The organism is Streptomyces sp. AC512_CC834, assembly GCF_019049325.1.
In the GTDB taxonomy this organism is placed as follows: Bacteria; Actinomycetota; Actinomycetes; order Streptomycetales; family Streptomycetaceae; genus Streptomyces.
This window is the reverse complement of the sequence record NZ_JAGMUO010000070.1, coordinates 38,883-52,005: the sequence shown is the minus strand read 5'-3', so window position 1 is coordinate 52,005 and position 13,123 is coordinate 38,883. Positions and strand designations below refer to the sequence as shown.

Annotated in this window: 12 protein-coding genes and 2 pseudogenes; 11 read left to right on the top strand and 3 right to left on the bottom strand. The window is 68.6% G+C overall.

Annotated features, from left to right (window positions below; genetic code table 11):
- The first annotated feature begins 63 nt into the window (after nt 1-63).
- The 4 genes and pseudogenes from KUM40_RS26310 to KUM40_RS26295 form a co-directional block, all read left to right on the top strand.
- The gene (locus KUM40_RS26310; protein ID WP_217168675.1) at nt 64-843 is read left to right on the top strand and encodes an HpcH/HpaI aldolase/citrate lyase family protein; all 780 of its coding nucleotides are present in this window, start codon (nt 64-66) and stop codon (nt 841-843) included.
- On the top strand, nt 840-1,802 hold the full coding sequence (locus tag KUM40_RS26305; RefSeq protein ID WP_217168674.1) for a phosphoglycerate dehydrogenase: 963 nt from the start codon (nt 840-842) through the stop codon (nt 1,800-1,802). Before KUM40_RS26310 ends, KUM40_RS26305 begins: the two co-directional genes overlap by 4 nt.
- Before the next feature lie 161 nt (nt 1,803-1,963).
- A pseudogene (locus KUM40_RS26300) lies at nt 1,964-3,382 on the top strand (Nramp family divalent metal transporter).
- 132 nt (nt 3,383-3,514) lie between these two features.
- Nucleotides 3,515-3,841: pseudogene (locus KUM40_RS26295) on the top strand (SDR family NAD(P)-dependent oxidoreductase); the annotation flags it as partial.
- A gap of 585 nt (nt 3,842-4,426) precedes the next feature.
- Here the strand turns inward: KUM40_RS26295 and KUM40_RS26290 are convergent.
- Nucleotides 4,427-4,885: a carboxymuconolactone decarboxylase family protein gene (locus KUM40_RS26290; RefSeq protein WP_217168673.1), complete on the bottom strand. Its 459-nt coding sequence runs from the start codon at nt 4,883-4,885 to the stop codon at nt 4,427-4,429.
- Nucleotides 4,886-4,971: 86 nt separating this feature from the next.
- On the opposite strand from KUM40_RS26290, the gene KUM40_RS26285 reads away from it, so the two are divergent.
- The 3 genes from KUM40_RS26285 (at nt 4,972) to KUM40_RS42725 (ending at nt 6,873) form a co-directional block, all read left to right on the top strand.
- Nucleotides 4,972-5,847: a sigma-70 family RNA polymerase sigma factor gene (locus KUM40_RS26285; protein ID WP_217168672.1), complete on the top strand. Its 876-nt coding sequence runs from the start codon at nt 4,972-4,974 to the stop codon at nt 5,845-5,847.
- A gap of 178 nt (nt 5,848-6,025) precedes the next feature.
- A complete protein-coding gene (locus tag KUM40_RS26280) occupies nt 6,026-6,403 on the top strand; it encodes a nuclear transport factor 2 family protein (protein WP_217168671.1) in 378 nt (125 codons plus the stop codon).
- 251 nt (nt 6,404-6,654) lie between these two features.
- Nucleotides 6,655-6,873 (top strand): transposase family protein, encoded by a 219-nt coding sequence (locus tag KUM40_RS42725; RefSeq protein WP_374227423.1) that lies wholly within the window; start codon nt 6,655-6,657, stop codon nt 6,871-6,873.
- 88 nt (nt 6,874-6,961) lie between these two features.
- Here KUM40_RS42725 and KUM40_RS26270 read toward each other — a convergent pair whose 3' ends face one another.
- Entirely contained in the window at nt 6,962-7,111 is a 150-nt protein-coding gene (locus KUM40_RS26270) for a hypothetical protein (RefSeq protein WP_217168669.1), read from the bottom strand.
- Nucleotides 7,112-7,516: 405 nt separating this feature from the next.
- On the opposite strand from KUM40_RS26270, the gene KUM40_RS26265 reads away from it, so the two are divergent.
- Entirely contained in the window at nt 7,517-8,344 is an 828-nt protein-coding gene (locus KUM40_RS26265; RefSeq protein WP_217168668.1) for an LAGLIDADG family homing endonuclease, read from the top strand.
- A 44-nt stretch (nt 8,345-8,388) separates the two neighbouring features.
- On the opposite strand, the gene KUM40_RS26260 is transcribed toward KUM40_RS26265, so the two are convergent.
- Entirely contained in the window at nt 8,389-9,582 is a 1,194-nt protein-coding gene (locus KUM40_RS26260) for an RtcB family protein (protein ID WP_217168667.1), read from the bottom strand.
- Nucleotides 9,583-9,838: 256 nt separating this feature from the next.
- Between KUM40_RS26260 and KUM40_RS26255 the strand changes: the two genes are divergently transcribed.
- The 3 genes from KUM40_RS26255 to KUM40_RS26245 all read left to right on the top strand — a co-directional run bounded on the left by KUM40_RS26255 (nt 9,839) and on the right by KUM40_RS26245 (nt 13,115).
- A complete protein-coding gene (locus KUM40_RS26255) occupies nt 9,839-10,717 on the top strand; it encodes a DUF3558 domain-containing protein (RefSeq protein WP_217168666.1) in 879 nt (292 codons plus the stop codon).
- Nucleotides 10,718-10,834: 117 nt separating this feature from the next.
- A complete protein-coding gene (locus tag KUM40_RS26250) occupies nt 10,835-11,728 on the top strand; it encodes a DUF3558 family protein (RefSeq protein WP_217168665.1) in 894 nt (297 codons plus the stop codon).
- Nucleotides 11,729-11,816: 88 nt separating this feature from the next.
- The gene (locus KUM40_RS26245; RefSeq protein WP_217168664.1) at nt 11,817-13,115 is read left to right on the top strand and encodes a DUF2637 domain-containing protein; all 1,299 of its coding nucleotides are present in this window, start codon (nt 11,817-11,819) and stop codon (nt 13,113-13,115) included.
- The last annotated feature ends 8 nt before the right edge of the window (nt 13,116-13,123 follow it).

The window sequence follows — 13,123 nt, the reverse complement described above, 5'->3', positions numbered from 1 at the left end:
CCCCGCCCCCACCCCCGCACGCCCCCGCTGCCACCGCCGTCCCCAGCCGTCCGGAGACTCCTCATGACCACCGCCGCGCACTTCACCGCCGCACTGCGCGACCGCCAGCGCCTCATCGGCTACTGGTCGCTGCTCGACTCGCCCGTCGCCGCCGAGCGTCTCGCCCGCCTCGGATACGACTACCTGGCCTTCGACGCCCAGCACGGCCTCTTCGGCTACCAGGGCCTGCTGAACAACCTCATCGCCACCGACACCCGCGGCTCCACCGCCGTCGGCGTGGTCCGCGTCGAGGCCAACGACCCGACGTACATCGGCCGCGCGCTCGACGCGGGCGCCGCCGCCGTCATCGTGCCGCTCGTCGACACGGCCCAGGACGCGGCCGACGCGGTCGCCGCCGTACGGTACCCGCCGCACGGCCGCCGCTCCTACGGCCCCATGCGCGCCCAACTGCGGATCGGCCCCGACCCGGCCGACACCCACGAGCAGACCGCGGTGCTCGCCATGATCGAGACCGCTGACGGGCTCGCGAACGTCGCGGAGATCTGCACCGTCCCGGGCCTCGACGGAATCTACGTCGGCCCCTCCGACCTGCGCCTCGCCCTCGGCGGCCGGACCTCCAAGGACCCGGATGTCGCCGAGGAGTTCGAGCGGGCGCTCACCCGCGTCCGGGTGGCCGCCGAGGCCGCCGGTATCGCCGCCGGCATCCACAACGGCGACGGCGCGAGCGCCGCCCGCCGGCTCGCCGAGGGCTTCACCTTCGCGTCCGTCGCCGCCGACGTGGTCCACCTCCAGCAGGTCGCCACCGCGCACCTGGACGACGCACGGAAGGGCTGCGGGGCATGAGCACAGCGGACCGCACGACACTCATCACCACGCCCACCTTCGCCCGGCACTCGGACGAACCCTGGACCCTGCTCGCCGACGGCGGCGCGGGCCCCTTGCGCCCGTACGCCGACCGCGCCCTGCCGCACGACGAACTGCTCACCCGGATCGCCGGCGCGGACGCGCTCGTCGCCGGCATGGACCCGGTGACCGCCGAGGTCATGGACGCCGCCCCACGGCTGAAGGTCATCGCCAAGCACGGCGTCGGCACCGACACCATCGACCTCGACGCGGCCCGCGCCCGCGGCATCCCCGTCGTCTGCGCACCCGGCTCCAACTCCCGCGCGGTCGCCGAGTACACCTTCGGGCTCGTGCTCGACGCCGCCCGCCGGATCAGCGCCTCCCACACAGCCGTCGACGCGGGCGGCTGGCCCAAGCTCTTCGGCCCGGAACTGCACGGCAGGACCATCGGCGTCGTCGGCTTCGGCCGGATCGGGCGGCTCGTCGCCGGCTACGCGCGGGCCTTCGGGATGCGGGTGCTCGCCCACGACCCGTACGTCCCCGACGACGCGGTGACCGCGGCGGACGCCGAACCCACCGCGCTGGACACGCTCCTCGCCCACACCGACGTCGTCACCCTGCACCTCCCGCCGCCCGCCGGGCAGCCGCTGCTGAACGCCGCACGGCTGGACGCCATGAAACCCGGCGCGATCCTCGTCAACGCCGCCCGCGGCGGCCTGGTCGACGACACCGCGCTCGCCACCGCGCTGCACTCCGGGCACCTGGCCGCCGCCGCGCTCGACGCCTTCGCCGTCGAGCCGCTCCCCGACGGTCACGTCCTGCGCACGGCCCCGCACCTGACCCTCACCTCGCACATGGCCGCCTGCACCCCGGAGGCCAACCGAGCGATGGGGCTCATGGTCGCCGGGGACGTCCTCCGCGTCCTCGCCGGCGAACCCCCGCACCACGCGGCCGGCTGACCCCGAGCCCGGCGTCACCGCCCCACCGCGTCACCACTCCACCGCTCCACCATTCCACCACTCCACCGCGTCATCCCTTGCCCGTCCCCGGCTCCCGGGGGCGCCTGTCCCGTTTGCCTTCCGCTCCGGCGCCGCACCGGAACCAGCAAAGGAACACCGCCATGTCCACCACCACCGCCCCCGCCACCGCGGACCACGCGCAGGCCGATCCGTACACCCTGCGCCCCGAGGACGCCCGCCCGGCGCCCGAGAACTTCCGCGGCCGATTCCGCCATCTCGGCCCCGGCTTCGTCCTCTCGGCCGCCGTCGTCGGCTCCGGAGAGCTGATCACCACCACCTCTCTCGGCGCCCAGGCCGGCTTCGCGCTGCTGTGGCTCGTGATCGTCTCGACCGCGGTCAAGGTCTGGGTCCAGATGGAACTGGCCCAATGGACCATCCTCAACGGACGCACGGCTCTGGACGGCTACCGCCAGGTCGGCCCGCGCATCGGCGGGCTGAGCTGGATCAACTGGCTGTGGATCGGCATGGACTTCGCCAAGATGTTCCAGCGCGGAGGCATCATCGGCGGCACGGCGGCCGCCTGTTCGGTGCTGTGGCCGGTGATCGGCGAACCCCTGAGCTGGGGCTCCCTGGCCCTCTGAGCCGTCGTCGTCACCCTCGCCGCCATTCTGCTGCTGCAGTCCGGCAAGTACAGCCACGTCGAACGCGCCTGCCTGGTCTCCGTCATCGCCTTCACCCTGGTCACCGTCAGCCTCGCGATCGGCCTGCCCGGCACCGAGTACGGCTACGGGTCGAGCGAACTGGGCAGCGGCTTCGGCTTCGAGATACCGGCCGGCACCGTCGGCATCGCCCTGGCCGTCTTCGGCATCACCGGTGTCGGCGCCGACGAGATGACGACGTACACCTACTGGTGCCTGGAGAAGGGCTACGCCCGCTGGACCGGCCCCGACGACGGCACCGAGGAGCGCGCCCGCCGGGCCGAGGGCTGGATCAAGGTGATGCGCATGGACGCCCTCGCCGGGCTGGCCGTCTGCGTGCTGTGCACTCTGTCCTTCTACGTCATCGGCGCGGCCGTGCTCCACCCGCAGGGCCTCGTGCCCGAGGGCAACGAGATGATCACCACGCTGTCGCGGATCTACACCGACACCATGGGCCCCTGGGCCGAGTACCTGTTCCTCGTCGGAGCCTTCGGCGTCCTCTTCTCCACCCTCATCGGTTCGACGGCCTCCGTGCCCCGGCTGTGGACCAACACCCTCGGCCTGCTCGGCGTCATCGACTGGTCGGACGTCCGCGCCCGCACCCGCACCATCCGTATCCTCACCTGGACCCTGCCGCTGCTGTGGACCTGCTTCTTCCTCTGGATGCAGTCGCCCGTTCTGATGGTCCAGATCGGCGGCATCGGCGGCGGGATCTTCCTGCTCGCGGTGGTCGTCGCCGTCTGGCGGCTGCGCTACACCGGAGTGCCACGGCGCTTCCGCACCAACGGCTGGCTGACCACGGCCCTGGTCCTCAGCAGCGTGGCCATCCTGTGCGTCGGTGTGTACGGCGTCCTGGAGACGCTGGGAGCCGTCCCGGAGTAGTCGCACGACCGAACGACGAGACAGGTGGGGGCAGCCGCGAACGGCGCCCCCACCCTCATGAGGCCATGCGGGGAGCAAGAACGGCTCGCCCGGCACCACCCCTACTACCCCTTCACGCACACGACCTGCTCCGAGGGCGGCGCGGGCTACGTCGCCGCCAAGCACGGCGAACACGTCCTCGCCGAGACCCTCCGTCTGGAGATCGTCGGCCGCCCGGTCCGCGTCGTCGAGATCGCACCCGGCATGGTCAAGACCGACGAGTTCGCCCTGACCCGCTTCGCCGGCGACCAGGACAAGGCGGCCAAGGTCTACCAAGGCGTCGCCGACCCCCTCACCGCCGACGACGTCGCCGACACCATCACCTGGGCGGTCACCCGCCCCGCCCACGTCAACATCGACCTCCTGGTCGTCCGCCCCCGCGCCCAGGCATCGAACACGAAGGTGCACCGGGAGGGCTGACGCTGGTGAGTGAGGCTTCCTCATTTGAAGATCATTTCCAGTGCCCGTTGAGAACGAGTACGGCGCGGACCATGTCGCCGATTCTGCTGGGGCTGAGGGTGACGTGCTTGAGGGCTCGCAAGCATTCCTTCAGTGCCGCCGCGGCTCACTCGCAGCACGCACTCACATGTCTGACCAGCGCGTTGCAGATCAGGAGCTTGGGCAGCCGGCACACTGATGCCCTCATAGAAGTAGCGGTAGCCGGTGGCCTGCGAGATCCCGGCGTTCCGGGCCGGGCAGTGCACGCAGCCGTGTTCTCGGAACCGGCGCAGCACCAATACCGCTTGCCGGAACGAGCCCAGGGCGCGAGAAACCTTCGGGGTGCCGATCCTGCGCCGGTGGGCGGCCAGCAACCGGGCGAGGAACTCGACGACGTGGCGTGGGACGCCGAGCACGGCAGAGTAGGTGACCCACGTGAAGCCTCTGGTTCGAGCGGACGTGATCTTGGCAGAACAGCCCTACCAAGGCTTCACGCCTGCCCGGCTTCGCGTCCGACCCGAAGATCATTCGCTGGCGAAGCCTCAGGGGGTAAGAGCCCCGCTGGGCTCAGCTCCAGGTCTGGCCGGCCGGTTCCTTGATGGTGCGGTTGATTCGGTTGAAGAAGTTGGTCAGCGCGATCTCCAGATTGATCGCGTCGATCTCCTCCTCGTTGAAGTGGGCGTTGACCTCTTCCCAGATCTCGTCGGTGACCCCCTGCGCACCGTCCTGCAGCCGGGTGGCAGCCTCGGCCAGCGCCAGTGCCGCGCGCTCCGCGTCGGTGTAGAACGGCGCCTCCCGCCACGCTGCGACGTTGTGCAGCCGCTCATCGGTGTCACCGGCCTTCTTCCCCCCGGCGACACTGGCATAGACGCACGCCGAGCAACTGTTGATCTGACTGGTGCGCAGGTGGACCAGCGCGAGCACCTTCGGGTCGACGCCCCCGGCGGCGATCGCCTTCTGAAGGTGCTGGATCGCCGTCCACACATCGGGGTTGTTCTTGTTCTTGTTCTTGAGCCGGTTTTCCATGTGGGAGTGCTCTCCTTCATCGGGTTACGTTGCGGCGCCTGTGCGCGTCATCCCTATGACGGAGCAGCTTCCAGGGAGGTAACAACATGGCCGGCACCCATCCCGCGAACCCGATCGCCGATGCCTTCGAGTCCCACCGTGACCGGCTCCGCGCCGTCGCCCACCGCATGCTCGGATCACACGCCGATGCGGAAGACGTGGTCCAAGAGGCGTGGCTGCGTCTGTCCCGCCAGGACACCGACGCCATCGACAATCTCGGCGGCTGGCTGACCACCGTGGTCGGCCGCATCAGCCTCGATGTCCTGCGGGCGGGCCGGACGCGCCCAGAAGTCTCCTTCGACGACCAGCTACCCGAATTCACCGTGACGCTCGACGACGCTCCCGCGCCGGAAGACCTGGCGGCACTCGGGGACTCCGTTGGCCTCGCGCTCCTCACGGTCCTCGACTCGCTGCGCCCTGACGAACGACTGGCGTTCGTGCTGCACGACGTGTTCGCCGTGCCCTTCGCGGAGATCGGCCCCATTCTTGGCAAATCCGCCGACGCGACCAAAATGCTCGCCAGCCGCGCCCGCAGGAAAGTACAGGTCGCCCAGCAGCCGGCAAGCAGCGGACAAGAACAACGCAAGGTGGTCCAGGCTTTCCTGGCCGCAGCCCGCGACGGTCGGTTCGAACAACTGCTGCAGGTTCTCCACCCCGAAGTGAGGTTCACCGTCCACACCCCGAACGGCACGTTCGTCACGCTCGGGGCCACCGAAGTCGCCACTCGCGCGCGAGTGGCCGGCAGTGCGGCACGAGGACATGCAGCGACGGTCAACGGCCGCCCCGGCGTCATCTCCTGGCGCGAAGACGGCACCCCACTCTCGCTGCTCGCCTTCACCGTCGGCGACGGCCACATCATCGAGCTCACCGCCGTGGTCGACCCGGCGAAGCTTGCGCTCATGGACCTGCCGGACCCTGTGTGACTCCCTACCGTCAAAGATCGCGCATACTCGAAATGGTCGACGCCTGATCCCGCAGAGACGTTGAACTTACGACCTTGGGATTCATTAGCAGCGGGGAGGGGCTGCTGCTTGGGGGACTTACCAGGTTGCTCCTGGGCCCCAGGATCGGTTGTCAGTGGCTCGTGCAAGGGTGCCTCCCATGGAGTCTTCGGAAGTGGTTGAGGCGTTGTGGGACCGGATCCAGGCGCGCGACTGGTCAGCCGTCGCCGGTCTGGTCGCAGAGGACGTCGTGGTGGAGTGGCCGATCAGCGCGGAGCGCATCGTTGGCAACAAGAACTTCGTCGCGGTGAACCGCGAATACCCGGAGGGTTGGTCGATTCGGGTGCTGCGGATTGTGGCTGACGGCAACGAGGTGGTCTCCGAAGTCGAGGTGCCACACGATGAGTTCGGCGTGTTCCGCGCGGCGTCATTCTGGACCGTCGAGCAGGGACAGATCGTGCGCGGCCGGGAGTACTGGACAACCGTTGGGGCTGATCCGCGCCCGGAGTGGCGGGCGGCTCTGGTGGAACCCATGTGAGGTGACTCGGCCGCTCGCATCGACGGTCCGGATGATTCGGCCGTGACCTGAGAACAGCCGTGCGGGTTGCGCTGGTCGTGAAGCTGACCTGAGCCCGCACCGCCTGCTCCCAGCCTGACCCGTCCGGTGTCTACCGCGCACACTTCGGCGAGTGGCTCGCTGCCCCGTGAGAGGCAACGCGACAGTCTGCGCTTCGCCAAGCCAGGGGCAGTGAGCGCCGTAGGGCACCCGGCGCCGGACGCAAACCGAAGCTGGTCTTCTGCGACCGGCTGCTTCTCACCCTGGTGCACCTGCGCCATTGGCTGCCGCACGAGGTTCTCGCCGAGCTGTACGACGTCGACCGCTCGACCGCTCGACTGTTCGACGGCGATCCGGCAGGTCCGCTCGTTGATTGCGGCCCGTGGTTTCGCTGTGCCCGACCGGCCCGGAATACGTCTGCGGACGCTGAAGGACCTCTTCGCATACGCTGAGGCCGAAGGGGTCGAGCCTCAACTCGACGCCGCCAAGACCCAGGTCAGGCGCCTACAGACAGAGCGTCCCGGGCGCCGTGCCTGGATCTCAGGCAAACGTCGACAGAACACGATCAAGACCACCACGTTCAGCGACGGGCAGGGCCCAATACTTCTGTCCGGGGTCGTGCGGCCCCGCGGGATGCACAACCATATGGCCGTACACACCGAAGGCATCGCCGAACAGCTCCAGCTCCACCCATCGGTGAAGTCTCAGGTCGACGCCGGGTATGCCGGGCCGCCCAAGGAGTCCCCCGACCAGGTCATCGCCCCGCGCTGGCGATCGCCGGCCTCGTCTCCGACCGTGCCGCACGGCGCCCCACCCCACGTCGGGCAAGCACCGAACTCGTCCTCATCCGCCACAGCACCTGCTGTGCACACACCAGCCGAACCTTCAGGCCAATACGTCCGGACCTCAATTTTCCTCAAGATCGTTACCCTCTGAGAAAACGTCAGTAACTCACATGAGTGAAGCAAATCCGATTACGCGAACGGCGGTTGAACTGGCGATCTAGGCTCGCGCCACAACATCCAATGTGACGGCCCTCGGCCGGGATGCCCGTCCCGACCGAGAGCCTGACCAGCAAGGAAGTGGAGCTTCCCTGTGGCTGAACGAGAGCCTACTGCTCACCAGTTCATGGACCTCACGGTCCCCGAGTACGCGTACATGTTCGGCTTCCTACAGGCCGACGGGCACCTATACCAAGGATCAGGGCAGAAGGGCAGCCTGACCGTCGAACTCAGCGTCCGGGACGTTGACCTGCTCTACCGGTTCAAGAACCTGACGCCGTACAACAGCAGCGTCGTCGAGCGAACGCGATCCACGAACTTCGTCGAGAACTACCATTCAGCCGTCTGGACACTGTGCTCCCTCGAGGCGAGGACCAAGCTGAATAGCCTGGGTCTGCCCTACGGCCGCAAGTCACGAGACATCGGCCCACCGAGCCTCGAATTCTCCCGTCGCGACTACCTTCGGGGCCTCATCGACGCCGACGGGTCGGTCGGCTTCACAAGGCGTGGCATGCCTTTCATCTCTCTCAGCACGAGTAGTACAGCCATCGGCACCTACGTGTGCTCCTACGCACAGACGGTCACCGGAGCCATGCGCAGGCCCCGCCGCAACCAGCGAGACCATGTCTACAACATCACCTATAGGGGCAAGGCCGCGCAGACACTGACATCCACCCTCTACTACATGGGGTGTCTCTCCCTGAGGCGCAAGCAGACAGTTGCCGAAAGAATCACGAACTGGGTTCGCCCACCGGCCAAGAAGCCTGGTCCGGAGCGCATCCTTTGGACTTCCGAGAAGGACAAGATTCTGCTCCTCGCGCCGACAATCGACGACGCGTGTGCCGAGTTGGGGCACTCCCGGAACGCCTGTCGAGCCCGCCTCACGAAGCTGCTCGACGGCTTGGCCCCGCTTCCAGCGTAGTCAGCACGGTGGAGCGATGCGCAATGCTCGCTCCACCACCCTGACTACCCCTTCACGCAGACGACCTGCTTCAGCTTCGCCACGACCTCCACGAGGTCGCGCTGCTGGTCGATGACCTGGTCGATCGGCTTGTAGGCACCGGGGATCTCGTCCACGACACCGGAGTCCTTGCGACACTCCACGCCCCGCGTCTGCTCCTCCAGATCCTTGGTGGAGAAACGGCGCTTGGCGGCATTCCGGCTCATCCGCCGACCGGCGCCGTGCGACGCGGAGTTGAAGGACTTGGCGTTCCCGAGGCCCTTGACGATGTACGAGCCCGTACCCATGGAGCCGGGGATGATCCCGTAGTCACCGGAACCCGCGCGGATCGCGCCCTTACGGGTCACCAGCAGGTCCATCCCGTCGTACCGCTCCTCGGCCACGTAGTTGTGGTGTGCGCTGATCTCCTGCTCGAAGACCGGCTTGGCCTTCTTGAACTCCTTGCGGACCACGTCCTTCAGGAGCGCCATCATGAGCGTGCGGTTGTACTTCGCGTACTCCTGCGCCCAGAACAGGTCGTTGCGGTATGCGGCCATCTGCGGAGTGTCCGCGACGAAGACCGCGAGGTCGCGGTCGATCAGACCCTGGTTCTGCGGGAGCTGCTGGGCGACGCCGATGTGATGCTCGGCCAGCTCCTTGCCGATGTTGCGAGAACCGGAGTGAAGCATGAGCCAGACCGAATCGGACATATCAATACAAATCTCAACAAAATGATTCCCCCCGCCAAGCGTCCCCATCTGCTTCCCAGCCCGCTCGTGACGGAACTTCACCGCCTCCGCCACCCCGTCGAACCGCCCCCAGAAGTCGTCCCACCCGCCCGTCGCCAGCCCGTGGAAGCGCCCCGGCTCGACCGGGCTGTCGTGCATACCCCGCCCCACCGGAATTGCCTGCTCGATCTTCGAGCGCAGCCGCGAAAGGTCGCCCGGCAGGTCGTTCGCGGTCAGGGACGTCTTCACCGCCGACATTCCGCAGCCGATGTCGACCCCCACCGCCGCCGGGCACACCGCGCCCCGCATCGCGATCACGGACCCGACCGTCGCGCCCTTGCCGTAGTGCACGTCCGGCATGACCGCCAGGCCCTTGATCCACGGCAGGGTCGCGACGTTGCGCAACTGCTGGAGTGCGCCGTCCTCGACCGTCGCCGGGTCGGCCCACATGCGGATCGGCACCTTCGCGCCCGGCATCTCCACGTACGACATATCGTCCTCATTCCCCCGGAAAACCAACAGAAGTCTCGAAGCGCAAAACCGGCGCCAAAGGCAGCCAAAGGGACGACCGACCGGCGTTCACGGCAGCGCGTGCGATACACATTGTCTCCAGGGGACGCCCCCGTGCGGCAAGCGAATAACAAGCGGGGACACTGGAGTCCCGCAGCGTCCCGACCCGTCCCGCGGCGTTCCGGACCGACCCGGACCGTCTTGAACCACAGTCGCCCCCGGCGAGAGGAGCCGCACCGTGCAGCGGAAGGCCTACGTACCCGGCGTCGCCGCCCTCTTGGCGGCGTTGCTGGCCGGCTGCACCGGCGGCTCGGGCGACGGCGCCACGGCGGACGACTCGAACGCGGGCCAGCCCGGTGTCGCGACCGAGGCGGCCGAGCCCGGCAAGTACCGCACCCTGCCGGAGCCGTGTGGCGCGGTCGGCGAGACGGCGCTCGACTCGCTCCTGCCCGGCATCGAGGAGATCACGGACGAGGAGCAGCGCGAGAAGGCGTACGCGGGCGAGCCGACCCTCGCGTACGACACCGACCGCAAGGTCGGCTGCCGTTGGAAGGTGGAGTCGGCGGACGCGACCGACCACCTCTTCGTCGACTTCGAGCGGGTGGTGTCGTACGACAACTCCGTGAGCGACGACAGCGAGGCCGAGCAGTTGTTCGCGAAGCAGGTGGAGGCTGCCGACCTGCCCGAACCGGTCGTCCCGGAGTCCGGGTCGGCCTCGGACTCCCCGTCCGGCACGCCTTCCTCCGGGTCGCCGTCCGCAGACGCCGGCGGCTCGCCCTCCGCCCCCGCCTCCGGTTCGGACTCGTCCACCACCCCCTCGTCCCCTTCCTCGTCCTCGTCCTCGTCGAGCGCGTCCGCCGGTGCCACGCCCGCCGAGGTCCAGCCCCGGCTCCTCGACGATCTGGGTGACGAGGCGTTCGTGGACGACGCGCTGAGCGACTCCGGTTCGACGGCGAAGCGGCGCACGGTGACTGTGGCGTTCCGCACGTCGAACGTCGTGGTGACCATCGAGTACGCGGAGCAGTCGGCGGCGCTCGGAGTCGTGCCGGACAGTGAGGAAATGCAGGAAATGGCGCGGAAACTGGCCTCCCAGCTAGCGGATTCACTGAGCGATTGAGCCCCGCCGGGCCTCCCACGCGCCCGTGCGCGGTGTGCCCGAAGCGGGACCGCACGATTTCTTCACCGCGTACCGTGGCCCCTCGGACCCGTTCCGAACGCAGGAACCACGAGTGCCATGAGTGAAGGAACCATGCAGCTACGAGCCCAGCGTGACCAGCGAGACCAGCAAGCGAAGGGAGCGAAGCGACTCACCCGCGTCCTTGTCGGCGCGGCCGCCGTACCCGTGATGCTGGTGGCAGCCGGCTGCTCCTCGGACTCCGGCTCCGACGACGGCAAGGACAAGGCCGCGCAGGAGTCCGCCGCGTCCAAGTCCGCGAGCCCGTCCCCGACGGTGCAGGCGGCGGCGTTCCGCAAGCTTCCGGAGCCGTGTTCGGTGCTGACGAAGAAGACAGTGGAAGACCTGGCGCCCAAGGCCGATTCCGGCAAGGAGGGCGAGTCCAACGACACGGCCAAGCGCTCCAGTTGCTCCTGGAGCAGTCTCGACGACAACGGCGTGAAGGGCTCTCAGTTCCGCTGGCTGAGTGTGTCGATGCTGCGCTTCGAGTCGGACGTGACGCGCGGCGAGGGCGACAAGCTGGCGCACGACTACTACCTGAAGCAGCTCAAGGACGCCCAGAGCACGGAGGGCGCGAAGAGCGTCAAGACCGCGCCGGTGAGCGGCACGGGCGACGAGGCCTCGGTGGTGCGCTACGACCTGAAGAAGAAGGAAGGCACCTTCAAGCAGCAGACGGTCGTGACACGTGTCGAGAACGTCGTCGTCACCGTCGACTACAACGGCGCGGGTCTGGCCGGCGACAAGACCCCGGACGCCGACGACCTGGTGAAGGACGCCCAGAAGGCGGCCAAGGAGGCGGTGGCCACGGTGACGAAGGCCAACAGCGGTACCGGCGGCCAGGGCGCCTCGAGCGGCGCCCCGTCGCCCTCCGGGACGTCCTCCAAGTCCCCTTCGGACTCGGCGTCCAAGTCGTCCGCGAAGTCGTCGTCCAAGTCGTCCTCGAAGTCGAGCTGACGGTCTCTTCCACCCACCGGCCACCCGTCCCCCGTACACATGTGCCACTCTGTTGCGCGCAACAACAGGCAATGCGAGGGGAGTACGGGTGGCCGCGCCACTTAAGCTGACACGGACGCATCGTGTTCTCATCGGCGTGGTCGTCTTCGGCGCCGTCGTCATCGCCGCGATCGGCTTCGCGGGTTCCTACGCGGCGGTGCGGGAGCTGGCCCTGGAGAAGGGGTTCGGGAATTTCTCGTACGTCTTCCCGATCGGCATCGACGCGGGCATCTGCGTGCTGCTGGCCCTGGACCTGCTGCTGACCTGGATCCGCATACCCTTCCCGCTGCTGCGGCAGACGGCCTGGCTGCTGACGGCGGCGACGATCGCGTTCAACGGCGCGGCGGCCTGGCCGGACCCGCTGGGTGTCGGCATGCACGGCGTGATCCCGATCCTGTTCGTGGTGTCCGTCGAGGCCGCCCGGCACGCGATCGGCCGGATCGCCGACATCACCGCCGACAAGCACATGGAGGGCGTCCGCCTCACCCGCTGGCTGCTCTCGCCGCTGCCGACGTTCCTGCTGTGGCGCCGGATGAAGCTGTGGGAGCTGCGCTCCTACGAGCAGGTCATCAAGCTGGAGCAGGAGCGCCTGGTCTACCAGGCCCGGCTGCGTTCGCGCTTCGGCCGCTCCTGGCGCCGCAAGGCCCCGGTGGAGTCCCTGATGCCGCTGCGGCTGGCCCGCTACGGCGTCCCCCTGGCGCAGACCGCCCCGTCGGGCCTGGCGGCGGCGGGCATCGAGCCGGCCCTGCTCCCGCCCGCGCCCCGGCCGCAGCCGGCGGATCCGCAGGCGGCGCCGGCGGCCGAGCAGCGTCCCGAGCTGGTCAAGGGCCCCGAGGCGGAACAGCAGCGGCAGCGGCAGCGGCAGCCGGATCAGTCGACGCAGAGTGGCGAGGAGGGGAGCGGCCCCGAGCAGAGCCCCTGGTTCAACACCCGCCAGGTCGCCTACCAGGGCGGTTACGACCCCACCTACGACCCGGCCGAGCAGTACGCCCAGTGGTACGAGGAGCAGCAGCAGGCCGACGAGTACCGGGACCAGTACGAGGAGGAGCCTCCGCTCCAGGAGCCCTCGCCGGAGGAGACGGGCAGCTTCCCGATACCGGTCGTCCCGGGCCGCACCCGCGCGCTGGGTGAGGGCGGCGGGCCCCCGTCGCCGCAGGACCCGGACGAGGACGCGTACTACCAGGTCTTCAAGCAGTCGATCAACGGCAGCTATCCGACGCCCCGGGAGTTCGGCGACAACGTGGAGGCGACCTACGGCACGCAGCTTGCCGACCACGAGACGAAGCGCCTGGTCACCCAGTTCACCAACCGCCACAGCGCGGAGCTGGAGGAGGACCACATCGCCTGATCGCCTGT